The sequence below is a fragment of the Thioalkalivibrio sp. AKL12 genome (genome assembly GCF_000377925.1).
Taxonomy (GTDB): Bacteria; Pseudomonadota; Gammaproteobacteria; order Ectothiorhodospirales; family Ectothiorhodospiraceae; genus Thioalkalivibrio; species Thioalkalivibrio versutus.
This window is the reverse complement of record NZ_KB898889.1, coordinates 229,484-253,686: the sequence shown is the minus strand read 5'-3', so window position 1 is coordinate 253,686 and position 24,203 is coordinate 229,484. Positions and strand designations below refer to the sequence as shown.

Sequence of the window (24,203 nt, the reverse complement as noted above, 5' to 3'; positions counted from 1 at the left end):
TGAACCGAACCAAATCACTTCAGACGTCCCCCAAAGCTCTTCCCTCTCAATCTCCGCCGCCTCGGATGCCAAACTCGTGACGCGGTTCAGGGCCAACTGCGCATCCTGATCATGGGCTGCCGTCACGCGGAAAGTCATCCATCCACCAATCACTCAACTGGGTACGAATATGGCATCCGTCCGGGCTTCACTCGCCGCCTACTCCAGGCGCTCACGCCTGGCTAGATCACCTCGCCGCTCAGAAACTCCCTCACCACACGATTAGCGAAACAAATCAGCGGCCGGTGCCGGGCGGTGGAGCAGGAATCCCTGGCCGATGGCGCAGCCTTCCTGCAGCAGGAAGGCGCGCTGGGGTTCTTCTTCCACGCCCTCGGCGATGAGGTCCAGTTCCAGGGCGGCGGCCAGCGCGATGATCGCGCGGATGATGGATTCGTTGTGGCGGGAATGGCCGATGTCGCGTACCAGCGACTGGTCGACCTTGAGGCGGTGCAGCGGCAGGCGACGCAGGTGCGCGAGGTTGGAGTAGCCGGAGCCGAAGTCGTCCATGGCCAGACGCACGCCGAGGCTGTCCAGCCGACGCAGGACCGCCAGGGCGCGCTCGGGGTACTCCATGATCATGGTTTCGGTCAGCTCGACCTCCAGGCGTTCGGGCGCGATGGCGAAGCGCCCCAGGGTCTCGCGCACGGTGGTGACGAGTTGCTCGTCGTGCAGCTCGCGCGCCGACAAGTTTACGGCGATCATCGGGATGTTCCGGCCCGCCTCGTCCCAGGCTGCGAGCTGGCGGCAGGCCGCCTCCAGCACCCAGCGGTCGATCGCCTGGATCAGGCCGGTCTCCTCGGCCAGCGGGATGAACTCTGCGGGGGATACCATGCCCCGGTGCGGATGGTTCCAGCGCACCAGGCTCTCGACCCCCACGCACTCGCCACTGGCCAGGTTGAACTGTTGCTGGAAGTGGAGCACGAACTCGTGGTTGACGATGGCCTGCCGCAAGTCGTTTTCCAGGAACAGCCGATGCTCGGTCAGGGTGCCCATCTCGGCGTCGTAGGCGCACCAGCTGTCCCCTCCCCGGCGCCGCGCATCCTGCATCGCCAGCTCGGCGGCGGTCAGGAGCTCTTCGCGCGTCTGGCCGTCGTCGGGGAAACGCGCCACACCGACACTCGCCGTGAGCACCAGCGCGCGCCCCGCGATCTCGAAGGGGGCCCGCAGGGTATCGATCAGCGACTGCACGAAGGTGCCGAGGGCTTCCTCGGGCGGGCTCTCGATGATCAGGCAGAACTCGTCGGCACCGATACGGGCTACCGTGTCCTCGGGCGACAGGGCCTGGCTCAGGCGCTGTGCAATGCCCTGCAACACGATATCCCCCGCCGCGGTCCCCAGGGTCTCGTTCACGTTGCGGAAGCGGTCCAGATCCATCAGCACAACCCAGCGCGCCTCGCCGTCCGCCATGGCGCGTTCCACCGTGTGGCCCAGACGGTCCTGCAACAGGGCGCGATTGGGCAAGCCGGTACGCGCATCGTAGTGCGTCATCTGCCGCAGCTGTTCCTTCTGCTCCATGCTGGCGGTCAGGTCGGTCCAGCTGCCGACGATTTCCTGCCCGCCGCGCACGTTATCGCTCGCCACCACGCGTATCTCGTCACGTACGTGGCGCAGCTTGCCCCAGCCATCGAACAGGCGAAACTCGCGCACGATCTCACCATCCTCAAGGAGGCGTTGATTCTCGCGCAGCGCATTCGCTCGGTCCTCGGGGTGCAACTGGTGTTCCCACCAACCAGGACGCATCGCGCTCGCAGGTTCAATCCCGAACAGGCGCTGCAGATTGGGGCTAACCCACAAGGGCTCGAAGGTACGGGCATCGAGCTGGTAGGTCACCGCAGGTCCGCTGTCCAGCACGTGCTCAAGACGCTGGTTGACCGCCCTTAGCTCACTGGTACGCAGACGCACCTGCCAGCGCAGGAACACGCCCATCACCGCCAACAGCATTACCAGAGCCAGCGCTGCGAGCAGAGCCCACATCACCCAGCCCGGAAGGCCCGGCTCGTCCTGCGCGAGCAGCGTGGCCTCAAGGGCCTCCTGGTAGGGCGAGCCCGCCAGGGGCTTCCAGCGCTCCAGATAGGCGTCGATCAGTGCCAGACGCTCCGCCTGTGCGCCCGGCGCGGCCGCATAGTGCAGACCCACCTGGCCGAAGGTGATCGGCGTCTCCACCAGCCCGTAGGCGCGGGCGTGCTGGCGTCCGTAGAAGTTATTGCTGACGGCGGCATCGGCTTCGCCGGCCGGCACCGAGGCCAGCACCGCTGGGAGATCGCTGTAGGGAACCAGTTGGTACTCGAGACCCGGGTTGCCAATTTGTTGCCGGCGCAAGTGGCTTTCCTGCACCGAACCCTCCAGCACGGCGATGCGCCGAGAACCCATGGATTCCAGACTGCCGAACCCCGACTGCGGGAACGCGTATACCTGGCTCCAGCCCTGGACGACCGGAATCTGGTGAAAGTCGAAGAATGCCTCGCGGGTGCCGGTCCGGGCCACATCGGGCATCAGATCCAGCCGGCCTTCGCGCAGATCGGCAAGGCATTGCGCCCATTCGCAGGGGACGTACTCGATCTGCCAATGCTCGCGGCGGGCGATGGAGTCCAGCAGGCGGACGAACAGGCCGTCGGCCTCCCCGTGCTCGTCCACGCTGACCTTGGGCGCGTTGTCGTACACGCCCACGCGCAAATCCGGCGCGGAGGCCGCGGAGGACGGCGCCCAGGAGGCAAGCAGCAGGCCAACAAACGAGAGGCCGAGGAATACGCGGAGGTCCCTCGATCGCCTCCGGAGGGACCGCCGCGTTCGAGGCGATTGGGAGCAATCCGTTGCGCGCACGACACTCTCTTGGAAAGACCGACATCCGCATAGTGCCATGCTCGGCCCATTGATGCGCGTCAGATGCCACTCCTTCTCCTGATTAGCAACGAGAGCCAGCCAGGCTCAAGGGCCGTGCGGACGCCCGGGTCTCCAGCCCCCCCTGCTTCGTCATCCCGGAAACCGCGCAGCGGTTATCCGGGATCTCCACGGCATGGGGTACCCGTACGTTAGGGCTGGACCGGCGCGTGGAGATCCCGGCTCTGCGCTGCGCTACGGCCGGGATGACGGAGAGGGAGCGCTACGGCCGGGATCACCATCAGGGTGGGCTCCGACCGGGCTGACAGGGCAGAGGTGAAGGCCGCGGGATGGTGACATTCCCTGGAAGGCCTGGATCAACGCAATCCGGGGCGGGCCATGAACGTCCCCGAATGGGCCCGACACTGGCTGACGCTCGTTGCTAATCAGGCGCTTGCTTGGCTCCGCACCCCAATAGCTGGATCCAGGCGCGCGGCGTCATCCAAGAAGGACCCGATTGCGCCCCTCCTCCTTGGCGCGGTACATCATCTTGTCGGCACGCTTCAGGACCGCATCCAGACTGTCCTGAGGGCCGAAGCTGGCTACACCGAACGAGGCCGTGACGCGAACCCCGGCGATCGGTTCGCGGGCAATCGCCTCCCGACAGCGCTCGGCAAGTTGCAGGGCGCCCTCGCGGCCGATCTCCGGCGCCACGATGAGGAACTCCTCCCCTCCCCAGCGAGCGACGGAATCCGGCTCGCGCACCGAAGATCGCAGGATTCGTGCAATGCCGGCGATCACGGCATCGCCGATCGCATGACCATGGGTATCGTTTACCGCCTTGAAGTGATCGATATCCATTCCGATCACAGCGACCGGCACGCCGTAGCGCCGGACCGAGGCGGCATGCCGCTGCAGCACGGACTCGGCCGCCCGCCGATTGGCCAGACCGGTCAGGGGATCGGTTTGCGCCGCCTGTTCCAGCGCCTCGCTGCGCACCAGAGCGTCTTTGACGGTATCGCGCATGGAGGTCGCGACACTGGCCAGGGCCAACAAGACAGCCAGAAACAGATGCACCCGCACCAGATAGACGCCCGCATCGCGCGAAAGCTCGCCACGCAGCCACTCCCCTGCGGCACCGGAGGCGGCGATCAGGGTGGCAACCACGAGGATGGCCACTCCGGCCCGAAACCCCCGGCGATGCTCAAGCATCACGAACGCGGCCAGGATCACGATTCCAACCGCCCAGTAATGCCCGCCGGCCAGCACCAGAAGGTGCTCGTCCAGGGGGCCGCCCGCGTGGAAATGCCACGCGAGACGACTGAGAATCATCATAGCCACCATCGCCAGCATCCAGGCTTCCAGCCGCGGCAAGGCCTGTGGTGCCCGCCACACCGCTACGAACAGCGCGGCCAGGACGAACGCAAACAACGGATAGAGATACGCGAGGAAGACATCCCCCGGTGTGCGAACGGCCCAACTGAGCAGGAAGATCGCGATACCGGCGGCCAATACGACGAGATATACCCCCCGCTTGCGGGCCTCCACCCGTTCCGCCTCCGCTCGTGCGCTGCCGATCGCTTCGTCCTGCATTCCACCTTTCCTCATTCAGGCGTCACGAAGATACCCATGATGGGTCCCAGCCTGGCATCCGCGCGCCGCCCCGAGGACAACGCTCCCAAAACGCGACCTGATTAGCAACGATCGTCAGCCAGTGGCGGGGCCCATTTGGGGACGTGCATGGCCCGCCCCGTGCCACTTTGATCCAGGCCTTCCCGGGAACATCACCCTCCCGAGCTCCGTTACCCCTGCCCTGTCATCCCGGTCGGAGCGCACCCCGATTGTGATCCCGGCAGTGGCGCCCCCTCCCCGTCATCCCGGCCGTAGCGCAGCGCAGAGCCGGGATCTCCACACGCCGTTCCAGCCCCAACGTACGGGTCACTCATACCGTGGAGATCCCGGATAACCGCTGCACGGTTTCCGGGATGACGATGTAGGAGGCGCCTGGAGACCCGGCCCCGCACGGGCCTTGAGCCTGGCTGACGCTCGTTGCTGATCAGGAAACGCGAAAGGCCGCCTCGAGGGGCGGCCTTTCGCGGGTGCTGCAGTGATGGAGGCTGGGGTCGGAATCGAACCGGCGTACACGGATTTGCAATCCGCTGCATAACCACTCTGCCACCCAGCCTGTATCGGGTGGGTTTCGGCCCCACAGATGCTGGCGCATCTCCAGAGGCCGAAACAGAAAACCCCGGCGAACCGGGGTTTCAAAAATCTGTTGGAGCGGGAAACGAGATTCGAACTCGCGACCCCAACCTTGGCAAGGTTGTGCTCTACCAGCTGAGCTATTCCCGCTCTTCGTTATCGGCGCGTATTCTACCGCAGATTGCCCGCAGGTCAATACCCTCGGTAGCCAATTGCCTCGGCGCCGTGCACTGCCCGGTCGAATACGACCACCTGGTTGCGCCCGGCGTTCTTGGCCACGTACATCGCCGCATCCGCCGCGCGCGACAAGGCGGGCCCGTCCGTCGCGTCCAGCGGAAACAAGGCGACCCCAATACTGCAGGAGATGTGCACCTCGATCCCGTCGCAGTTGAACGGGTCCGCCAGCACGGCTCGGATCTTCTCGCCGATCGCCGCGGCATGCACCCGGCTCTCCTCCACCGACTGGAAGCGAGGCAGCATCACCACAAACTCGTCGCCCGCAATGCGCGCGGCCACATCACTGTCGCGCAAGCCACCCGACAGGCGCTGCGCCACCAGGCGGAGCAGCATGTCGCCCACCGCATGCCCGTGCTGGTCGTTGACGGGCTTGAATTCGTCCAGGTCCACGAACATCAGCGCAACCTGCTGACCCATTCGGCGAGCCCCCGTGAGCTCGTGATCGAGGATCTGAAAAAACAGGGTCCGATTGGGCAGGTCGGTCAACGGATCGTAATGCGCCAGGCGCTGCATATGCGCCTCGGTCTCCTTGCGCTCGGTGATGTCCCGAGCGATGCCGAGGAACGCCGTCACCCGGCCCGCGTCGTCCAGCACGGGCGAGACATTGCTGGTGTGCCAGCGGTAATGCCCGTCCTGGTGGCGGATGCGGTACTCGATACCGCTTTCCTTCTTCCCGCTGTCCGCAATCCGTTGCAGGAACGCGTAACACGCGGGCAGATCCTCCGGGGCTACGTATTCGTCGATCGAGTGATCGATCGCCGCGCTGACCGGATGGCCGAGGTTCTCCGTCCAGTTGGGCGAGACGTAGGTGAGCACGCCGTCCGGGCGCAGCGAATAGATCACGTCGCTGGCAGTCTCGACGAAGGCACGGAACTGCGCCTCGCTCTGGCGCAGCTCCGCCTCGAGCTCCTTGCGCGTGGTGATATCGGTGGCGAAGCCGGTCCAGATGATCGTGCCATCCGCCAGCCGCCGCGCGGTGTCATAGGCGGACAGCCAGATCACTGTGCCATCGCGGCACTGCATGCGGAATTCCTGAAGCCAGGGCTCCGAATGCTCGGCCGATTCCATTGAGCTGCGCATCACCGCGTCGCGATCCTCGGGGTGGATACAGTCCAACAATGGCGCCCCATCCTTCTTGAGGGCCGCACGATCCACACCGAACCAGCCCTCCACCACTTCACCCACATAGGGATAGTCGAAGTGCCCATCGGGCTTCCTGCGCAATTGATAGACAAAACCCGGCAGCAGCCCCTGAAGGGCCTCCAGGGTCTGCATGTTGTCGAGATCAAGATCAGAAACGGGCATGGGCAGTCCACGCGCAGCACCGGGCAGGTGTCCGCAGTGTAGCCCCAAAGCCCCGGCCGACAAACACCCCGCCCCTTACTGCGAGCGTGCGGCCGCCAGCATGTACTGGATCATGGAGACCAGGGTCAGGGCGGCGGCCAGGTACAGCAGCCACTCGCCGATCACGAACGTCGGAAGGCCGACAATGGGCTCGGCCCACAGCAGCAGGAAGATCGCCACCATCTGCGCGGTAGTCTTCACCTTGCCGACCCAGGACACCGCCACCTTGGCGCTGCCGCCGACCTCGGCCATCCACTCGCGCAGCGCGGAGATCGCGATCTCGCGCCCGATGATGACGATCGCGGCCAGCGCAATGCCGAGCTCGGGGTTGTGGTCCACTACCAGCACCAGGGCCGCGGCGACAATCAGCTTGTCCGCCACTGGATCGAGGAATGCCCCGAACCGACTGGTCACCTCCCAGCGCCGGGCCAGATAGCCGTCCAGCCAGTCGGTCACGCCCGCCAGGGCGAAGATGATGGCCGCCACGATTCCGCCCTGCGGCATGGACAGGCCGTAGAACGCGAGCACCAGTAACGGGATCATCACGATCCGCGACCAGGTCAGCCAGGTGGGCAATTGGGGAAACATGGCAGTGGCTCAACTCTCGTGAAACTGGTCGTAAATCGCCTGCGCGAGCCGGCGGTGAATCCCCGGCACCTTGGTCAGCTCCTCGACCCCGGCCCGGCTGACCCCGCGCAGGCCGCCAAAGTGCTTCAGCAGTGCGCTGCGACGCTTCGGCCCCAACCCCGGGATCGCCTCCAGGGTGGACTCCTTGCGCGCCTTGGCACGGCGGGCGCGGTGCCCGGTGATCGCAAAGCGGTGGGCCTCGTCGCGGATCTGCTGGATCCAATGCAGCGCACCCGAATGCGCGGGGAGTATAGAGGGCGCCTCTACCCCGCTCAATATCAGGGTTTCCATGCCCGCCTTGCGATCCTCGCCCTTGGCCACGCCCACGACCTTGATGTGGTCCAGCCCGAGGTCGGCCAGCACATTCAGCGCCTGGGTCACCTGGCCCTTGCCGCCATCGATGAACAGGAGATCCGGTTCCTGCCCCTCGCCCTTCTTGAGCCGTGCAAAGCGCCGGCTGAGCGCCTGATGCATGGCCGCGTAGTCATCACCCGGTTCAATCCCCTCGATGTTGAAGCGCCGATAATCCGACTTGATCGGCCCTTCCGGCCCGAACACGACGCAGGAGGCCACCGTGCCCTCGCCGCCGGTGTGCGAGATGTCGAAGCACTCCATGCGCTTCGGCGTCTCCTCCAGGCCCAACTCGCTGGTCAGCGCATCGAGGCGCGCCGTCTGTCCCGCCTGGCTGGCAATCCGCGTCTTCAGGGCCAGTTCGGCATTGCGCTGCGCCATGCCCAGCCAGCGTGCGCGGTCGCCGCGCAGCGACCAGGCCAGCGCGACCTTGCCGCCCCGCCGCTCGGCCAGGTAAGCCTCCAGTGTCTTGGCGCCCTGCGGCTCGTGCGACAGCAGGATGCGCGCCGGCGGCTCGCGTTCCGCGTAGTACTGCGCCAGCACCGCGGCCATGATCTCGTCGGTCTCGGTCGCCTCCGGCACGTTCGGGAACAGCTCGCTGTTGCCCAGATTCTGCCCGTTGCGCACGAAGAAGATCTCCACCGCGCAGGTCCCCGCCTCCTGCGCCAGGGCGAATACGTCGGCATCCCCCTCGCCGCCGGAGACGAATTGCTGCTCGGAGATCTGGCGCAGCCGTGCGATCTGGTCACGCAGGCGCGCGGCATGCTCGAAATCCAGACGCGTCGAGGCCGCCTCCATGCGCTCCATCAGCTCCTCGATCACCGCCTCGCTCTTGCCTTCGAGGAACTTGACCGATGCCTCGACGTCGCGCGCGTAGTCCTCCGGGGAGATGTAGCCGACACAGGGCGCGGTGCAGCGCCCGATCTGGTACTGCAGGCAGGGGCGCGAGCGATGCGCGAACACGCTGTCCTCGCACTGGCGCACCTGGAAGAGCTTTTGTAGCAGCGCCAGGCTTTCGCGCACCGCGCCGGCCGAGGGGTACGGCCCGAAGTAGCGCATGCCCTTCTTGCGCGCGCCGCGATGGAACCCCAGGCGCGGGTACTCCTGGTTCGAGACGTAGATGTAGGGGTAGCTCTTGTCGTCGCGCAGCAGCACGTTGTAGCGCGGCCGGTGACGCTTGATCAGGTTGGCCTCCAGCAGCAGCGCCTCGGCCTCGGTATGCGTCACCGCAACGCGGATATCCGCGATCTGCCGCACCATCGAGCGGATGCGCGGCCCGCGGTCGTCGCTCCCACGGAAATAGCTGGGCACCCGGCTCTTCAGGTTGCGCGCCTTGCCGACGTACAGCACGTTCCCGGCCGCATCCAGCATCTGGTAGACGCCAGGCGACTGCGTCAGCGTCTGCACAAAGCGCTTGTGATCGAATCCGGTTTCGGAGGTACTCATGATCGTTTCAGGATACCCGAACTCCCCCGCCGCCCGGCATAGCCCCCGCCCGCCCGACGCCATCCCACCTCGGGACCCTCAATCCGTCATTGCGAGGCCCCGAAGGGGCCGCGGCAATCGGGTGGGGCGTATGGGGCAGCGTTCGGAGATTGCCGCGGCGCCTTTGGCGGCTCGCAATGACGGGGAGAGTGGGCTCCCAATGGGAACATCTACGCGAGGTAAGTGCGAATGCGGGCGAACAGATCGTCGAACATGGCGGGAGTCAGGCGGCGGGTTTGGGTGTTGTAGCGCGAGCAGTGGTAGGAATCGATCAGACGGGTGTGCGCATCCAGCTCGTGTTCGGCGCCATGGCCAAAGCGCAGACTCGACAGCGGCAGGCCCTTCGCGCGCAGGATGGCGTCGTGGGCGATCTTGCCCAACGCCAGAATCACCCGCGGCTGCATCGCCGCCATCTCGGCGGCGAGGAACCCGTTGCAGGTGCGGATCTCCTCGGTCGTCGGCTTGTTCTGCGGCGGGAGGCATTTGACCGCGTTGGTGATGCGGCAGTCGATTAGTTCCAGATCGTCGTCCGCGCGCACGCTCTCCGGTGCACTGGCGAAGCCGTGTTCGTGCAGGGTCTGGTACAGGAGCACACCGGCATAGTCGCCGGTGAACGGGCGCCCGGTGGCGTTGGCCCCGTGCATACCGGGTGCCAGGCCAACGATCAGCAGCCGCGCATCCAGCGGGCCGAAGGACGGCACGGGCGCGGCGTGATACTCGGGGTGCTTCGCCCGCACGTCCTCCAGAAAGCCCGCCAGGCGCGGGCAGGCGCGGCAGTCCGCGGCGAAGATCTCGCTAGGAGGCATCCGGCCACTCGCGATAGGGATTCCGGGCGAGTTCGGTGTTGTAGTAGCGCGGGTCGTGCGACACCTCCTCGCCCAGCCAGTCCGGACGCGGGAATTCGGCGTCGCTGCTCGGCAACTCCAGCTCGGCGACGATCAGGCCTGCATTGGCGCCCTCGAACACGTCGACCTCGTATTCCCAGCCCTCGACGTCCACCCAGTGGCGGGTCTTTTCGACCTGCGGGCCGGCCAGCGTGTCCAGCAGGCGGTGGGCCTCGTCGACGGGGATGTCGTACTGGTATTCGTCGCGTTCCACGCCGAGGGTCGCGCTCTTGATGTTGAGGTTGGCACCGCCCTCGTCCACTCGCACGCGGATGGAGGCACGGTCGTTGCCGCACAGGTAGCCCTGCCGCATGCGCTGCGCACGCACGACACGGTCACGCCAGGCATCACTGGCCAGCAGGAATTTGCGTTCGATCTCGCGGCCCATGCCGAATGCTCCTTGTGTTTCCCCAGGACGCCGAGGACCCTCCCGGTCGATCGCCACGGCGCTGCGCGCCTCGCGATGACGCGTCCGCGGACCCCGGTTACATCCGGATGAGCGCGGAGCCCCAGGTGAATCCGCCGCCAAAGGCCTCGGTCAGGATCAGGTCACCCTTCTTGATGCGACCGTCGCGCACGGCGGTATCCAGCGCCAGCGGGATGGACGCGGCCGAGGTGTTGCCGTGGCGATCCACCGTGACCACGACGTTGTCCATGGACATGTTCAGCTTCTTCGCGGTCGCCTGGATGATGCGGATGTTCGCCTGGTGCGGCACCAGCCAGTCCAGCTCGGATTTGTCGATCCCGTTGTACTCGAGGGTCTCGTCGACGATCTGGTCCAGGGTATTCACTGCCACGCGGAAGACGGCTCGGCCTTCCATGCGAATGAAGTCGAGATCCGGGTTGCTGTCCGGCTGCGACACGCCACCCGGCACCTCCAGCAGGCTCTTGTGGTGGCCGTCGGCATGCAGGTGCGTGGAGATGATGCCCGGGTCCGGCGAACGCGACAGGATCACGGCACCCGCACCGTCGCCCCACAGGATGCAGTTGCCGCGGTCGGTGTAGTCGGTAATGCGCGAGAGCGTCTCCGCCCCCACGACCAGCACGTGCCGGATCTCGTCGCTCTGCATGAAGCGGTCGGCAGTGGCCAGGGCGTACACGAACCCACTGCACACCGCCTGGATATCGAAGGCCGGACAGCCCCCCACACCCAGCTTGGCCTGCAGGATGCACGCGGTGCTGGGGAAGATCTGATCGGGGGTGGTGGTTGCGACCAGGATCAGGTCGAGGTCGGCGGCACGGATGCCGGCGGCGTCCATTGCACGCTCGGCGGCCTTCAGCGCGAGATCCGAGGTCACCTCGTTCTCGGCGACGATATGCCGCTCGCGGATTCCGGTGCGGTCGCGGATCCAGGCATCCGAGGTATCGACCATCGCCTCCAGCTCGGCATTGGTCAGGATGCGCTCGGGCAGGTAGCTCCCGGTCCCGCTGATGCGTGCATGCTTCACTCGCTTGTCTCCTGGCCCAGGAGCTGGCCAAGCTGCTTGTCGATCCGACTCGAGATGTTCGCCTCGGCCTCGATGCGGGCAATGCGGATCGCGTGCTCGAAGGCCAGCTCGTCGGCGCTGCCGTGGCTCTTGATCACCACGCCCTGCAGGCCCAGCAGCGAAGCGCCGTTGTAGCGGCGGTGGTCGAACCGATGACGGATCCGGCGCAGTACCGGCAGGGCGAACAGGCCGGACAATCGAGAAAACACCGATGCATCGAACTCCGCCTTCATTTTGGAGGAGATCATCTTGGCCACGCCTTCGCTGATCTTCAGCGCGACGTTGCCGACAAAGCCGTCACAGACCACCACGTCCACATCGCCACAGTAGACATCGTTCCCCTCGACGAAGCCGATGTAGTTGAGGCTGGATTCTTCCAGCATGCGGCCGGCCTCGCGCACGCGGTCATTGCCCTTGATCGCCTCGGAGCCGATGTTCAGCAGGCCGACCCGCGGGGCCTCCAGACCGTCCACCGCATTCGCCAGCACCGATCCCATCACCGCGAACTGATACAGATGCGCGGCCTCGACATCCACATTGGCGCCCAGGTCGAGCATGTGGGTATGCCCGTTCATCGACGGCAGGGCCGTGGCGATGGCCGGGCGATCGATGCCGGGGAGGGTCTTCAGGACGTACCGCGCGGTGGCCATCAGACCACCCGTATTGCCGGCGGAGACGCAGGCCTGGGCCGCCCCGTTCTTCACCTGGTCAATGGCGACCCGCATCGAGGAGTCGCGCTTGGTACGCAGGGCCACGGCCGGCAGCTCGTCCATGCCGACCACCTGGCTGGCATGCACCATCTCGACCCGCTCGCGTTCGCTCGCGGACCAGCCGGATATCCCGGACTCGATGGTCTCCTGGTCACCGACCAGCAGCAGGCGGAAATCGTCTGCGACCTTCAGTGAACGGCGCGCAGCCGGAAGGATGACGGACGCACCGTGGTCGCCGCCCATCACGTCCAGTGCGATGGTAAAACTGGCAGTCATGCTCGGGCCCGACGGACGACCGCACAGCGGCCGTATTCAAACGCGGAAAGGCCACGGCGCAAACGCAGCCGTGGCCCCGGGACGGTCATTCCCTGGACCTTAATCTTCGTCTTCGTCGACTTCGACGGCCTGCTGGATCACCTGACGACCGCGGTAGAAACCATCCGGAGTCATGTGGTGACGACGATGGATCTCGCCGGTGGTCGGGTCGGTCGACAGAGTAGCGCCCGTCAGACTGTCGTGGGAGCGGCGCATATCGCGCTTGGAACGAGTCTTGCGGCGTTGCTGAACAGCCATGATGCATCTCCAGATTGATCAAAATCCCGTGGCGACGGGAGTGAGCCCGGTATCAAATCGGGCGCAAGTATAACGGTTCGGCCCGGACAATGCCCCGGCCGGCGCTCACGTCATGAGCCGCCCCGGTCCGGGCCGCCCTTCTTGAGTTGTTCGAGCACCGCGAACGGATTTTCGGCGCCCTCGCCTTCCTCGAATTCGGCCCCGGCGGCGGGTTCGCAATCCGCATGGCGCGGCACCAGTGGCCACGCCAGCAGGATCTCTTCCTCGACCCATGCCGCGGGGCGCAACAGGCCATCCGCCTCGAGAGCGACAAAGTCATCGCCCTCGCTCATGCCCGCCGGCGTGCCTTCCGGTGGCAGCAGCACGGCATCCGGTTCGAGGCGGAATTCCCATGCCATCGGCTGCAGGCAGCGCTGGCAGGTCTGCCACAGCTCGCCGGTAATCGTCCCGCTCAGCCGTATCTCGTCCAGCGCCCCACGTTCCAGCTGGAATTGCGCGTGCACCCGCAACGGGTGTCCCGGCAGGGCATCGGCACGCAACCGCGGCAGCTCTTCCGCACGCAGGTCACCCTCGAATTCCAGGTGCCGCGCACGCGGTTGCCACGGGTCAAGAGAAACGGGGATGCGACTCATAAACGGCTCGGTTGCAAGGGCGCGGAATATACGCGCGCGAGGGCGATCTGTCAAAGCGAAACAGAAACTTGCAGCCGCCCCAAACGACGTCGATACTCGGGTTGTTATCGACCTGCCCGGGGCCTTCCGTTTGATTCGCAAGCTGCTCATTGCCAACCGGGGCGAAATCGCCGTGCGCCTGATCCGGGCATGCAGCGAACTGGGGATCATCTCGGTCGCCGTCTATACCGATGCCGACCGCCACGCCCTGCACGTGAAGAAGGCCGACGAGGCCTACGCCATCGGCCCGGACTCCATGGGCGGGTACCTCAGCATCCATCGCCTAATCAGCGTCGCGCGCGCCGCCGGCTGTGACGCGGTGCACCCGGGCTACGGCTTCCTCTCCGAAAACCCCGACTTTGCCGCGGCCTGCGCCGCCCGCAATCTGATCTGGGTCGGCCCGGATGCGTCGGTGATCCGCCGCATGGGCGACAAGGTGGCCGCGCGCCGGGCGATGATTGAGGCCGGGGTGCCGGTCACACCCGGCTCGGAGGGCAACCTGGAGGGCGTCACCGCGGCGCTGGAGGTGGCCGAGTGCATCGGCTACCCGGTGATGCTCAAGGCCACCAATGGCGGCGGCGGACGCGGCATTCGCCTGTGCGAGGATGCCGCCGCTCTGGAGCACAACTTCGAGCGCGTGCGCTCCGAGGCCACCCGTGCCTTCGGCAGTACCGAGATCTTCCTCGAGAAGGCCGTGGTCAATCCGCGACACATCGAGGTGCAGATCCTCGGCGATGCCCACGGCCATGCGATCCACCTGTTCGAACGCGACTGCTCGGTGCAGCGCCGCCACCAGAAGCTGGTGGAGATCGCCCCCTCGCCACAGCTGGACGAGGCGCAGCGCCAGTATCTAGGCGAATTGGCGGTGCGCGCCGCGCTCGCCGTCGGCTACCAGAACGCCGGCACCGTCGAGTTCCTGATGGACGCGGATGATTCGTTCTATTTCATGGAGATGAACAAACGACTTCAGGTAGAACATCCAGTTACCGAGATGATCACCGGGGTCGACATCGTGCAGGAACAGCTGCGCATCGCCGCCGGCGAGCCGCTGCGCTACGAACAATCGCAGATCACCCGCCGCGGCTATGCGATGGAGTTCCGCATCAACGCGGAAGACCCGAAGAACGACTTCCTGCCGAGTTTCGGCCGCATCACCCGCTACTTCGCCCCGGGCGGCCCGGGCGTGCGCACCGACGGGGCCATCTACACCGGCTACACCATCCCGCCGCATTACGACTCGATGTGCGCCAAGCTGATCTGCTGGGCCCTGGAGTGGGACGACCTGCTGGCCCGCGCCAATCGTGCCCTGCGGGACATGGGCGTGTTCGGGGTCAAGACCACCATCCCGTTCCACCTGGCCATCGTTGACCACCCGACCTTCCGCAGCGGGCACTTCGATACCGGGTTCGTCGCGGCCCACCCGGAGCTGACGCACTTCCCCGGCAAGCGCTCGGACCGCCAGCTGGCGGTGGCGGTTGCCGCAGCCCTCGCCGCCCACCACGGGTTATAACCCCGGCCACCGGACTGACCATGGACCGAGTTCACATCACCGATGTCACCCTGCGCGACGGCCACCAGAGCCTGATTGCCACGCGCATGCGCACCGAGGACATGCTGCCAATCTGCGAGCAGATGGACGCCATCGGCTTTCACTCGCTGGAGGCCTGGGGCGGTGCCACCTTTGATGCCTGCGTGCGGTTTCTCAAGGAGGACCCCTGGGAGCGGCTGCACCAGCTGCGGGCCGCGCTGCCGAACACCCCCCTGCAGATGCTGCTGCGCGGACAGAACCTGCTCGGCTATCGCCACTACGCCGACGACGTGGTGCGCGCCTTTGTCGAGCGCTCGGTCGCTGGTGGCATCGACATCATCCGCATCTTCGACGCGATGAACGACGCGCGAAACCTGCGCACCGCGATCGAGGCAACCCGCGAGGCCGACGCCCATGCCCAGGGCACGCTCTGCTACACCACCGGCCCGGTGCATTCGGCCGCCGAATTCGTCGCCCTGGGACGCGAGCTGGTCGCGATGGGCGCACAGAGCATCGCGATCAAGGACATGGCCGGGCTGCTCACCCCGAGCGCCACCCGCGAGCTGGTCACCGAGCTGGTGGATGCCCTGGACGTGCCGATCCACCTGCACGCCCACGCCACATCGGGGCTGTCCGAGCTGTGCCACTGGCAGGCCATCGAGGCCGGCTGCCGGCATATCGAGACCGCGATCTCGGCATTCGCCGGGGGCACCAGCCACCCGCCAACGGAGAGCCTGGTCGCCGCCCTCGCCGGCACCGAGCACGACACGGGCCTGGATCTGGTCGCGCTGCAGAAGATCGGGCTGTATTTCCACGAGGTGCGCAAGAAGTACCAGCGCTTCGAGAGTGAGTACACCGGCGTCGACACCCGCGTGCAGATCAACCAGGTGCCCGGCGGGATGATCTCCAACCTGGCGAACCAGCTGCGTGACCAGAACGCGCTGGATCACTTTGATGCGGTGCTGGAAGAGATCCCCCGGGTCCGCGAGGACCTGGGCTACCCGCCGCTGGTCACCCCCACCTCGCAGATCGTCGGCACCCAGGCGGTGATGAACGTCCTCGCCGGGGAGCGCTACAAGACCATCACCAACGAGGTGAAGCAATACCTGACCGGGCACTACGGCCGGGCGCCCGGCCCGATCAACAGCGTCGTGCGGCAACAGGCCATCGGCAATGCCGATGTCATCGATTGCCGCCCGGCCGACCTGCTGAATCCGGAGATGGCCACCCTGACTGACGAGATCGGAGACCTCGCCCGGGGCCCGGAGGATGTCCTGACCTTCGCCCTGTTCCCCGAGGTGGGTCGGCAATTCCTGGAGCAGCGCCGCGACGGCACGCTCAGCCCGGAACCGCTCAACCTGCCAGAGAACACCCAGGCCGGCTGCCCGGCCCCGGTGGAGTTCAACGTCACCTTCCACGGCGAGACCTATCACATCCAGGTCAACGGCTCCGGCCATCACCGGGAGGACACCCGCCCGATGTACGTGACGGTCGACGGGATGCCGGAAGAGGTCCAGATCGAGACCCTGGACAGCATCGAGACCGCCGGCAACGGCGGCGCCGAACGCAGCCGCGGGGCCAGCGGAGGCAAGAAGTCGCGCCGTGCGACCCGGCCGGGCGACGTCACCACCTCCATGCCCGGCACCATCATCGACGTGCTGGTGGCCGAGGGTGACAAGGTCGAAGCCGGGCAGCCAGTGCTGGTGCTGGAGGCGATGAAGATGGAATCCGAGATCGCCGCACCCGTATCCGGCACGGTCACCGCAGTGAACATCACCAAAGGGGCCGCCGCCAATCCGGACGACGCTCTGATCGAGATCGACGGCGACGATGGCTGATACCGCACGAAGACTGGTCCTCGCCTCCACCTCGCGCTATCGCGCCGAACTGCTGGAGCGGCTGCATCTGCCATTCGAGACCGCGCGCCCGGCGGTGGACGAGACCCCTCTGGCGCATGAATTGCCCGAGGCGATGGTGGCACGCCTGGCCGAGGCCAAGGCCCGGGCGGTCGCCGATGTCTATCCCGACCATCTGGTCATCGGCTCCGACCAGAACGCCAGCCACGCCGGGCAGGTCCTCGGCAAGCCCGGCGACAGCGTCCGCGCCGAGGCGCAACTCGCGGCGCTGTCCGGGGAAACGGTTACGTTCCACACCGGCCTGTGCCTGCTGGACACGGCCACCGGGAAGGTGCGGACAGGCCAGGTCCCGTTCACCGTGACCTTCCGCGAGTTGAGCCCCGAGGAGATCCGGCGCTACGTTGCACTGGACCAGCCGCTGGACTGTGCCGGCAGCTTCAAGTCCGAGGGGCTGGGCATCAGCCTGTTCGCGCGCATGAGCGGCGACGACCCGACCGCGCTGGTGGGGCTACCGCTGATCACCCTGGGAAACTGGTTGCGCGAAGCGGGTGTGGCCGTCCCGCCCGCAGCGGCCTGAACACCGGCCCGACAACGTCCAAGAACGGGCGCGCCCGCGTCTAGCCCCAGTCGTTCCGCGGCTTGTGCGCCAGGACCTGCACCACCGCGCCGCGCCCGGTATGGAAACGCCCCTCGATCACGTCGCGTTCGCGTTCCACGGCCTCTTCGAACTCCAGCCCTTCCAGTTCTTCGGTCAGCGCCTCCCGCTTCATCATCAATTCCGCAGTGGGCGGACCTCCCGTGCCCCATTCGAGTTGCGCCGGCGTATAGGCCTCGAGGATGAACACCCCGCCCGGGCGCAGGCCCGCGACCACCTCGGCGTGCAGGCGGCGCCGAACGTCCGGTGGCAAATGGCAAAAAATCGATACGATCAGATCCCAGGAGTCCGGCTCGATCGCGTAATCGGCGAGATCCGCCACCAGGGTCTCGATCTGTACCTCCCGGTCCTCGGCCAGGCGCTGGGCCTTCTGCAGGCCGACCGCGGAGCTGTCCACCGCCAGCACGTCGAAACCCTGCTGCGCAAGAAACACCGCGTTGCGGCCCTCCCCCTCGGCCAGGCACAGGGCCCGCCCGCGCGGCACGTTGGCCACTGCCGCGCGCAGAAAATCATTCGGTTCAGTGCCGTAGACGTAGTCGTCCTCGGCGTAACGTTCATCCCACATCCCTGCTCTCCTTCCGTTCCCGGGAATCTGTCCATTCGTGCCGTCTGCCAGGCACTCCTGACGTGGCGCGTGCTTGCGCTCGCGCGATTGCCGGAACCCCGGCTTTACCCTACTCTTGCGCGTCCCCAAGGACTCCAACGATCTTCGACACCATGAGCGAAACCCCCACGCTGCGCGCACGCCTGGAACACTTTATCGAGGCCCGGCTGACCCAGCGCTTCATCATTGGCCTGATCCTGCTGAACGCCCTGACCCTGGGGCTCGAGACCTCGGACACCGTAATGGGCTGGATGGGCCCGGTGATCCTGAGTGCGGACGCCATCATCCTGTCGATCTTTACCGCCGAAGTGCTGGCCAAGCTGTTCGTCTACCGCCTGCGGTTCTGGCGCAACCCGTGGAACGTGTTCGATTTCTTCGTGGTGGGGATCGCACTGATCCCGGCCTCGGGGCCATTTTCGGTGCTGCGCGTGCTGCGTCTGTTGCGCCTGGTCTCCATGGTGCCGAAGCTGCGCTTCATCGTGGAGGCGCTGCTGCGGGCGATCCCCGGCATCATCTCCATCATGGGATTGCTGGTGCTGATCTTCTACGTGTTCGCGATCATCGCTACCGGCCTGTTTGGTGAATCCTTCCCGCAGAAGTTCGGCACGCTCGGCGCCACCATGTACAGCCTGTTCCAGGTGATGACGCTGGAGGGCTGGTCCGAGGACATCGCCCGCCCGGTGATGGAAATCTACCCCTGGGCCTGGGCGTTCTTCGTGCCCTTCATCCTGATCGCCACCTTCACCGTGCTGAACCTGTTCATCGCCATCATCGTGGATGCCATGCAGCGCATGCACGACCGCTCGATGGAGATCGAGCAGCAGATGATCCACGACAGCGTGCACGAAGAGAACCAGGCCCTGCACGCGGAGATCCACGAGATACAGCAGGAAACCCTCAAGCTCCAGGAACGCCTGACCCGCATGCAAACCATGCTGGAGAAACGCGTACGTTAACCCCCTTTACTGCTCACTCGGCCCCGTCATTGCCGAACACACGGCGGTGTGCTTCAATATCGAAACATGAAGCACACTTAGGGTGGCGCCATGAAAGAGCTCAACGTCCGCGAAATGCGAGCCTCCATTGGGCATCTGGACGAAATCGTCCAGGCGTCCGGGGAAATCACCATCACCCGTCACGGAAAGCCCATTGCACGGGTCCTGCCCGTTCGTCGCGGGCGCCAGCGCCCCGACCACCACGAACTTCGCCAGCGCACCGGACCACTGGTTCCCTCGGAAACCCTCCTGAGGGAAGAACGTGACGAGCGCGGATGAACGGAGCTACCTCGACACCAGTGCCCTGGCCAAGTGGTATTTGAACGAACCGGGATCCGAGGCCTTCGTCGACTATCTGCAGCGCGTCGACGTCGCGATCATCAGCCGCCTGGTAGCGACCGAACTGCGGTCCCTGCTCGCACGACGCCGACGCATAGGGGAGCTGCCGCAGGAACTGGAAACGATCATCTTCGCCACCTTCCAGGACGACATCTCCAGCGCCTCGTTACAACTCTATCCCTTCGACGACTCACTGTTCGACGAAGCGACCAACCTGATCACCCGCTATCCCGAACATCCATTGCGGACGCTGGACGCGCTGCACATCGCAACCGCGCGCCACCATCAAATTCCGGTGATCGCCACCGCAGACAACGTCCTCGCGGATGCGGCTTCATCGATGGGGCTGACCGTTCGTCGATTCTGACGCCTCGGGCATCCAACCTATCCGTAGGCAGGATGCCGATGAGCGCAGCGAATCGCATCGCGACCCAAACGCCTGGGTGACGGTGCGTTTCGCTTTGCTCTACGCACCCTACGGTAGACCACAGACTGGCAGGGGCGGGGCCCCGCCGGAATCAGGCGTTAACGGCGGCCGGCTCGGCAGCGCGTTCGCCCAGACGGCGGCCGGTGGCGTTCAGGACGGCCTGCAGCGTGGCGGCAGTGGTGTCCTCGCCCAGGGCGACGCCCACGGAGCGTTCGCCATCGACCTGCACGTCCACGGCGGCCATGGCACGCGCCTCGGTGCCGGACTCCATCGCGTGCTCGTCGAAGTGGGTGACCTTCACCTGCACGCCACGCTCGGCCTCCATGGCGGAGGTCAGCGCCGCGACCGCGCCGTGGCCCTCGCCCCGCAGGCGGGATTCACACCCGGGCGGGCCCATGGTCGCATCCAGCCGCACCACAGGACCGTCCTTCTCGATCTCGTAACGCACCAGATCCCAGCCGGTAACGGGCGTCAGGTAATGCTTTTCGAACAGCTCGTGGATGCGTTTCGAGGAGACCTCGATCTGCGAGGTCTCGGCATCCTTCTGCACGATGCGGGCGAACTCGATCGCCAGCCAGCGCGGCAATTCGATGCCGTAGTCGCGCTCCAGCACATGCGTGACCCCACCCTTGCCGGACTGGCTGTTGATGCGCACGACCTCCTCGTAACGCCGGCCCAGATCGCTCGGGTCGATCGGCAGGTAGGGCACGTTCCAGTGGCCGCCCTTCTCCTTGTAATGCGCCAGGCCCTTGCGGATCGCGTCCTGGTGGCTGCCGGAGAAGGCGGTGTAGACCAGCTCGCCCGCCCACGGGTGGCGCGGGTTGATGGGCATGTCGGTGCACTCCTTGTACACGTCCATCAGCCGCTCCATGTCGGACAGGTCAATGGTCGGGTCAATGCCCTGCGAGTACAGGTTCATGCCGACGGTGACCAGATCCATGTTGCCGGTGCGCTCGCCATTGCCAAACAGCGTGCCCTCCAGGCGATCGGCCCCGGCCAGCAGCCCCAGCTCGGCCGCGGCCACGCCGGTGCCCCGGTCGTTGTGCGTATGCAGCGACACGCAGAAATGCTCGCGGTACTGCACGTGGTCGCAGAACCACTCGACCTGGTCGGCAAAGACGTTCGGCGTGGCGGACTCGACCGTGGCCGGCAGGTTGATCACGACCTTCTGGCCCTGGTCCGGGCGCCAGATCGCATTCACCGCATCGACCACCTCGACCGCGAAGTCCAGCTCGGTGGTGGAGAAGCTCTCCGGCGAGTACTGGAAGATCCAGTCGGTCTGCGGGTACTTCGCCGCGTAATCCCGCACCCAGCGCGCACCGTTTTCGGCAATGCCGCGCACGCCGTCGCGATCCATGCGGAAGACCTGCTCGCGCTGCGCCGGGTTGGTGGAGTTGTACACGTGCACCACCGCGCGCGGGGCGCCCTCCAGCGCCGCGAAGGTCTTCTGGATCAGGTCCTCGCGCGCCTGGGTCAGCACCTGGATGTACACGCCCTCGGGGATCCGGTCTTCATCGATCAGGCGGCGGGTAAAGTCGTAGTCGATCTGCGAGGCGGACGGGAAGCCGATCTCGATCTCGGTCAGACCGATCCCCACCAGCACCTCGAAGAAGCGCATCTTCTGCTCCACGCTCATCGGGTGCACCAGCGCCTGGTTGCCGTCGCGCAGGTCCACCGCGCAGAAACGAGGGGCGGCCGTGGTGCGCTGCGCCGGCCAGCGCCGATCGGACTTGTCGATCGGCGGGAACGGGGCGTACTTGGTGTGATCGAAGGCCATCGTGTTCGTCTCCTGTAAGGGGCGCGGCCTCGCCGTGTGGTCGGGTGCCACGCTCCGGATTTCTATCTGTGCACTATCCTAACGCATTGCCCCCGGCATAACCTTGCGTTTTTCCCTAAGAGCTCAATAGTTGCGCACTATCCTTGCGCAATAAAGCCACTTTAGAGCAATATTCAACCATGAAACCCGAACCACACCGACTCGACCGCTATGACCGCCGCATCCTCGAGATCCTGCAGGAGGATGCGAGCCTGTCCAATCAGGCCCTGGCCGATCGCGTGGGGCTCAGCCCCTCCCCCTGTCTGCGTCGGGTGCGTGCGCTGGAACAGGCCGGCGTCCTGTTGAGCCGCGTAGCCCTGCTGGATCGGCGCAGCCTGGGGTTGGAGCTGACCGCCCTGATCCATATCGGCATGGACCGCCACACCCCGGAGCGCTTCGCCCACTTCGAGGAGACCGTGGCGAGCTACCCCGAGGTCCAGCACTGCTACCTGATCACCGGCCAGTCGGCGGACTACATGCTGCAGGTGGTCGTCCCCGACATGGATGCCTACCAGGAATTCCTGCTGCGCCGGATCACCCGACTGGAGGGCGTGGACAGCGTCCATTCCAGCTTCGTGCTGCGCCGCGTGGTCGACCGCACCGCCCTGCCACTGGACTACACCCCCACCTGAATACCACCTCAAGACCCAGGGCGGATTGACCACGAAGGCACGAAGAAAGGCAACGGCCGGCAGGATTTGATGAGCGAAGCGAATCGCATCGTGTAGCCATCCCAAGGGTGGCGAGGTTCCCGGATCGATGCGTTTCGCTTCGCTCAACAGCATCCTACGCCCGGCCCGCGACACCTCCCTGGGTTTTCTCCGTAATCCTCTGTGGCGCAACTGCCCTTGACCTTCTTCGTGCGCTTCGTGGTGGAACAAACCGGCCGTCAGGAGCAAACACGCACTCCGGATGGATGCGCCGCTCTTGTCCTCGCGCCAGCGACCCCTGTACTGTATATATAGACAGCAACCGGAGGGTGCCCCGTGTCGCTCACTGCACGCCAGCAAGCCATCTTCGACTACATCGCCGAGACCATCGCCACCCAGGGCACGGCACCGACCCGCAGCGAGATCGCCCGGGCCTTCGGCTTCCGCTCGCCCTACGCGGCCGAGTGCCATCTGAAGGCCCTGGAGAAGAAAGGCGCGATCGAACTGCTGGGCGGCACCTCCCGCGGCATCCGCCTGCCGGGCGCCGCCCGTGGCGCACCGGCCGAACTCCCTCTGGTCGGGCGCGTCGCCGCCGGCTCGCCGATCCTTGCCACCGAGCATATCGAGCGCCACTATCGGGTCGACGACGCCCTGTTCCGCGGCCGCCCGGACTATCTCCTGCGCGTACACGGCGAGAGCATGCGCGACGCCGGCATCCTCGACGGCGACCTGCTGGCCGTGCGCCAGACCCCGGAGGCCCGGCCCGGCCAGATCGTGGTCGCCCGCATCGAGGACGAAGTCACCGTCAAGCGCATCGCGCAGGACGGCCCGAAGGTACGCCTGCTCCCGGAGAACCCCGACTTCGCCCCCATCGAGATCGACCTCGAGCGCCAGGAACTGGCCATCGAGGGGATCGGCGTGGGCGTGCTGCGCGATCTCGACCCGCAGGCCTAGGGAAACACTGACTCATGTACACACTCGCGTTGGCACCCCAGGTTTTCCGAGACAAGGCGCGTCGTGCAACAGGTAGTGGTTCTACCTGCCCGTTTTTGATGGATTCGGGGCGCAACGCAGGATCGGGGAACCTGGGGCGCCAACCCCACAAACGATTGAAGGCAGGGGCTCGGCCGCCCATTGTTGATGAAAACGGGCGCGGGAACGGCGTTGCGGCTCCCTTGTGCAGAATGACTGCACCGCAGTCACCGCGCCTTGTTCGCACGCAAAAGCGACTCGAGCGCGAGCGTGTACATGAATCAGTGTTTCCCTAAGCCATGAGCGCGCTGGATACCCTGCTCGACCACCCGGCGCTTTGGCGCGGCCGCAGTGCGGCTCCGGCCACGGATGCCCCGGTCTGGCCCAGCGGCCATGCGGAGCTGGATCGGGCCCTGGGCGGCGGCTGGCCGCGCGGCCAGTTGATCGAACTGCTGGGCGCCCCGTTCGGCTGCGGCGAGACCCGGCTGCTGGTCCCCATGCTCGCCGCCTGCGGCCGCGAGGGCTACTGGATCGCGCTGATCGCACCGCCGGCCACGCCCTGGCTACCCGGCTGGCAGACCCTCGGCATCCCGCCGGAGCGGGTCCTGCTGATCCATACCGAGCATGATCGCGACACCCTGTGGGCCGGCGAGCAGTGCCTGCGCGACCCGGCGTTCGGCGTCCTGCTCGCCTGGCTGCGCGGCCCCGTGGAGACGGCCCTGCTGCGCCGGTTGCGTCTGGCTGCCAGCGAGAGCCGGGCCTGCGCGATCCTGTACCGGCCACCAAACGCCGCGGCACAGCCTTCGCCGGCCCACCAGCGCCTGCGCTGGCAGCCCGCGGCCTCCGGCCTGGAACTGCACTGCCTGAAGGGGGCCGGCCACTGGGCCCGCTCCGGCCACCCCCTGCAGGTTCCCGAACCACCGGAGGCCTGAGA

At 66.2% G+C, this 24,203-nt stretch carries 22 protein-coding genes and 2 tRNA genes; 9 read left to right on the top strand and 15 right to left on the bottom strand.

Annotation, left to right across the window (positions count from 1 at the left end; genetic code table 11):
* Positions 1-261: 261 nt before the first annotated feature.
* The 13 genes from D579_RS0101180 to D579_RS0101120 all read right to left on the bottom strand — a co-directional run bounded on the left by D579_RS0101180 (position 262) and on the right by D579_RS0101120 (position 13,388).
* Positions 262-2,706 (bottom strand): EAL domain-containing protein, encoded by a 2,445-nt coding sequence (locus D579_RS0101180; RefSeq protein ID WP_018950844.1) that lies wholly within the window; start codon positions 2,704-2,706, stop codon positions 262-264.
* Between the two features lie 648 nt (positions 2,707-3,354).
* Entirely contained in the window at positions 3,355-4,449 is a 1,095-nt protein-coding gene (locus D579_RS0101175; protein WP_018950843.1) for a diguanylate cyclase, read from the bottom strand.
* Between the two features lie 518 nt (positions 4,450-4,967).
* Positions 4,968-5,041, bottom strand: a tRNA-Cys gene (locus D579_RS0101170).
* A gap of 91 nt (positions 5,042-5,132) precedes the next feature.
* Positions 5,133-5,208, bottom strand: a tRNA-Gly gene (locus D579_RS0101165).
* Between the two features lie 42 nt (positions 5,209-5,250).
* The gene (locus D579_RS0101160) at positions 5,251-6,600 is read right to left on the bottom strand and encodes a sensor domain-containing diguanylate cyclase (RefSeq protein WP_026289405.1); all 1,350 of its coding nucleotides are present in this window, start codon (positions 6,598-6,600) and stop codon (positions 5,251-5,253) included.
* Positions 6,601-6,675: 75 nt separating this feature from the next.
* Entirely contained in the window at positions 6,676-7,227 is a 552-nt protein-coding gene (gene pgsA / locus D579_RS0101155; protein WP_018170035.1) for a CDP-diacylglycerol--glycerol-3-phosphate 3-phosphatidyltransferase, read from the bottom strand.
* A gap of 9 nt (positions 7,228-7,236) precedes the next feature.
* A complete protein-coding gene (gene uvrC / locus D579_RS0101150) occupies positions 7,237-9,063 on the bottom strand; it encodes an excinuclease ABC subunit UvrC (protein ID WP_018950841.1) in 1,827 nt (608 codons plus the stop codon).
* A gap of 209 nt (positions 9,064-9,272) precedes the next feature.
* The gene (locus tag D579_RS0101145; RefSeq protein ID WP_018950840.1) at positions 9,273-9,908 is read right to left on the bottom strand and encodes a uracil-DNA glycosylase; all 636 of its coding nucleotides are present in this window, start codon (positions 9,906-9,908) and stop codon (positions 9,273-9,275) included.
* The gene (locus tag D579_RS0101140) at positions 9,898-10,374 is read right to left on the bottom strand and encodes a CYTH domain-containing protein (RefSeq protein ID WP_018144160.1); all 477 of its coding nucleotides are present in this window, start codon (positions 10,372-10,374) and stop codon (positions 9,898-9,900) included. The genes D579_RS0101145 and D579_RS0101140 overlap by 11 nt, the downstream gene beginning before the upstream one ends.
* A gap of 97 nt (positions 10,375-10,471) precedes the next feature.
* Positions 10,472-11,434 (bottom strand): beta-ketoacyl-ACP synthase III, encoded by a 963-nt coding sequence (locus D579_RS0101135; RefSeq protein ID WP_018144161.1) that lies wholly within the window; start codon positions 11,432-11,434, stop codon positions 10,472-10,474.
* Positions 11,431-12,459, bottom strand: coding sequence for a phosphate acyltransferase PlsX (gene plsX, locus D579_RS0101130; protein ID WP_018144162.1), 1,029 nt, complete (start codon positions 12,457-12,459; stop codon positions 11,431-11,433). Before plsX ends, D579_RS0101135 begins: the two co-directional genes overlap by 4 nt.
* 99 nt (positions 12,460-12,558) lie before the next feature.
* The gene (gene rpmF / locus D579_RS0101125) at positions 12,559-12,756 is read right to left on the bottom strand and encodes a 50S ribosomal protein L32 (RefSeq protein ID WP_018144163.1); all 198 of its coding nucleotides are present in this window, start codon (positions 12,754-12,756) and stop codon (positions 12,559-12,561) included.
* Between the two features lie 110 nt (positions 12,757-12,866).
* The gene (locus D579_RS0101120) at positions 12,867-13,388 is read right to left on the bottom strand and encodes a DUF177 domain-containing protein (RefSeq protein WP_018175778.1); all 522 of its coding nucleotides are present in this window, start codon (positions 13,386-13,388) and stop codon (positions 12,867-12,869) included.
* Between the two features lie 130 nt (positions 13,389-13,518).
* Here D579_RS0101120 and D579_RS0101115 point away from each other — a divergent pair, with 130 nt between their 5' ends.
* The 3 genes from D579_RS0101115 to D579_RS0101105 are packed head-to-tail and all read left to right on the top strand — an operon-like array spanning position 13,519 to position 17,388.
* Positions 13,519-14,937 carry an acetyl-CoA carboxylase biotin carboxylase subunit gene (locus tag D579_RS0101115; protein WP_018950839.1) on the top strand — a complete coding sequence of 473 codons (1,419 nt, stop codon included), beginning with the start codon at positions 13,519-13,521 and terminating at the stop codon, positions 14,935-14,937.
* A 20-nt stretch (positions 14,938-14,957) separates the two neighbouring features.
* Complete coding sequence (oadA, locus tag D579_RS0101110; protein WP_018950838.1) at positions 14,958-16,793, top strand: sodium-extruding oxaloacetate decarboxylase subunit alpha; 1,836 nt, start codon at positions 14,958-14,960, stop codon at positions 16,791-16,793.
* On the top strand, positions 16,786-17,388 hold the full coding sequence (locus tag D579_RS0101105) for a nucleoside triphosphate pyrophosphatase (protein WP_018175776.1): 603 nt from the start codon (positions 16,786-16,788) through the stop codon (positions 17,386-17,388). The genes oadA and D579_RS0101105 overlap by 8 nt, the downstream gene beginning before the upstream one ends.
* Positions 17,389-17,428: 40 nt before the next feature.
* On the opposite strand, the gene D579_RS0101100 is transcribed toward D579_RS0101105, so the two are convergent.
* Entirely contained in the window at positions 17,429-18,031 is a 603-nt protein-coding gene (locus tag D579_RS0101100) for a bifunctional 2-polyprenyl-6-hydroxyphenol methylase/3-demethylubiquinol 3-O-methyltransferase UbiG (protein WP_018950837.1), read from the bottom strand.
* Between the two features lie 152 nt (positions 18,032-18,183).
* On the opposite strand from D579_RS0101100, the gene D579_RS0101095 reads away from it, so the two are divergent.
* From D579_RS0101095 to D579_RS0101085, 3 genes are all read left to right on the top strand, one after another.
* Positions 18,184-19,026 (top strand): ion transporter, encoded by an 843-nt coding sequence (locus D579_RS0101095; RefSeq protein ID WP_018649964.1) that lies wholly within the window; start codon positions 18,184-18,186, stop codon positions 19,024-19,026.
* Positions 19,027-19,116: 90 nt separating this feature from the next.
* Entirely contained in the window at positions 19,117-19,344 is a 228-nt protein-coding gene (locus D579_RS0101090) for a type II toxin-antitoxin system Phd/YefM family antitoxin (RefSeq protein ID WP_018938068.1), read from the top strand.
* Positions 19,328-19,771 carry a type II toxin-antitoxin system VapC family toxin gene (locus tag D579_RS0101085; RefSeq protein WP_018950836.1) on the top strand — a complete coding sequence of 148 codons (444 nt, stop codon included), beginning with the start codon at positions 19,328-19,330 and terminating at the stop codon, positions 19,769-19,771. Before D579_RS0101090 ends, D579_RS0101085 begins: the two co-directional genes overlap by 17 nt.
* A 151-nt stretch (positions 19,772-19,922) precedes the next feature.
* Here the strand turns inward: D579_RS0101085 and D579_RS0101080 are convergent, their stop codons facing one another.
* Positions 19,923-21,608, bottom strand: coding sequence for a 2-isopropylmalate synthase (locus D579_RS0101080; RefSeq protein WP_018950835.1), 1,686 nt, complete (start codon positions 21,606-21,608; stop codon positions 19,923-19,925).
* Positions 21,609-21,787: 179 nt separating this feature from the next.
* Between D579_RS0101080 and D579_RS0101075 the strand changes: the two genes are divergently transcribed.
* The 3 genes from D579_RS0101075 (at position 21,788) to imuA (ending at position 24,201) form a co-directional block, all read left to right on the top strand.
* Positions 21,788-22,279, top strand: a complete 492-nt coding sequence (locus D579_RS0101075; RefSeq protein ID WP_018144171.1) for an Lrp/AsnC family transcriptional regulator — start codon at positions 21,788-21,790, stop codon at positions 22,277-22,279.
* Between the two features lie 354 nt (positions 22,280-22,633).
* Positions 22,634-23,251 (top strand): transcriptional repressor LexA, encoded by a 618-nt coding sequence (gene lexA / locus D579_RS0101070; RefSeq protein ID WP_018950834.1) that lies wholly within the window; start codon positions 22,634-22,636, stop codon positions 23,249-23,251.
* A gap of 317 nt (positions 23,252-23,568) precedes the next feature.
* Positions 23,569-24,201 carry a translesion DNA synthesis-associated protein ImuA gene (imuA, locus tag D579_RS0101065; protein ID WP_018170046.1) on the top strand — a complete coding sequence of 211 codons (633 nt, stop codon included), beginning with the start codon at positions 23,569-23,571 and terminating at the stop codon, positions 24,199-24,201.
* Positions 24,202-24,203 lie beyond the last annotated feature (2 nt).

Excerpts from the sequence above, each read along its gene's own strand:
- D579_RS0101175 (WP_018950843.1), bottom strand. The coding sequence starts at position 4,449 with ATGCAGGACGAAGCGATCGGCAGCGCACGAGCGGAGGCGGAACGGGTG.
- D579_RS0101160 (WP_026289405.1), bottom strand. The coding sequence starts at position 6,600 with ATGCCCGTTTCTGATCTTGATCTCGACAACATGCAGACCCTGGAGGCC.
- pgsA (WP_018170035.1), bottom strand. The coding sequence starts at position 7,227 with ATGTTTCCCCAATTGCCCACCTGGCTGACCTGGTCGCGGATCGTGATG.
- uvrC (WP_018950841.1), bottom strand. The coding sequence starts at position 9,063 with ATGAGTACCTCCGAAACCGGATTCGATCACAAGCGCTTTGTGCAGACG.
- D579_RS0101145 (WP_018950840.1), bottom strand. The coding sequence starts at position 9,908 with ATGCCTCCTAGCGAGATCTTCGCCGCGGACTGCCGCGCCTGCCCGCGC.
- D579_RS0101140 (WP_018144160.1), bottom strand. The coding sequence starts at position 10,374 with ATGGGCCGCGAGATCGAACGCAAATTCCTGCTGGCCAGTGATGCCTGG.
- plsX (WP_018144162.1), bottom strand. The coding sequence starts at position 12,459 with ATGACTGCCAGTTTTACCATCGCACTGGACGTGATGGGCGGCGACCAC.
- rpmF (WP_018144163.1), bottom strand. The coding sequence starts at position 12,756 with ATGGCTGTTCAGCAACGCCGCAAGACTCGTTCCAAGCGCGATATGCGC.
- D579_RS0101120 (WP_018175778.1), bottom strand. The coding sequence starts at position 13,388 with ATGAGTCGCATCCCCGTTTCTCTTGACCCGTGGCAACCGCGTGCGCGG.
- oadA (WP_018950838.1), top strand. The coding sequence starts at position 14,958 with ATGGACCGAGTTCACATCACCGATGTCACCCTGCGCGACGGCCACCAG.
- D579_RS0101105 (WP_018175776.1), top strand. The coding sequence starts at position 16,786 with ATGGCTGATACCGCACGAAGACTGGTCCTCGCCTCCACCTCGCGCTAT.
- D579_RS0101100 (WP_018950837.1), bottom strand. The coding sequence starts at position 18,031 with ATGTGGGATGAACGTTACGCCGAGGACGACTACGTCTACGGCACTGAA.
- D579_RS0101095 (WP_018649964.1), top strand. The coding sequence starts at position 18,184 with ATGAGCGAAACCCCCACGCTGCGCGCACGCCTGGAACACTTTATCGAG.
- D579_RS0101090 (WP_018938068.1), top strand. The coding sequence starts at position 19,117 with ATGAAAGAGCTCAACGTCCGCGAAATGCGAGCCTCCATTGGGCATCTG.
- D579_RS0101080 (WP_018950835.1), bottom strand. The coding sequence starts at position 21,608 with ATGGCCTTCGATCACACCAAGTACGCCCCGTTCCCGCCGATCGACAAG.
- D579_RS0101075 (WP_018144171.1), top strand. The coding sequence starts at position 21,788 with ATGAAACCCGAACCACACCGACTCGACCGCTATGACCGCCGCATCCTC.
- imuA (WP_018170046.1), top strand. The coding sequence starts at position 23,569 with ATGAGCGCGCTGGATACCCTGCTCGACCACCCGGCGCTTTGGCGCGGC.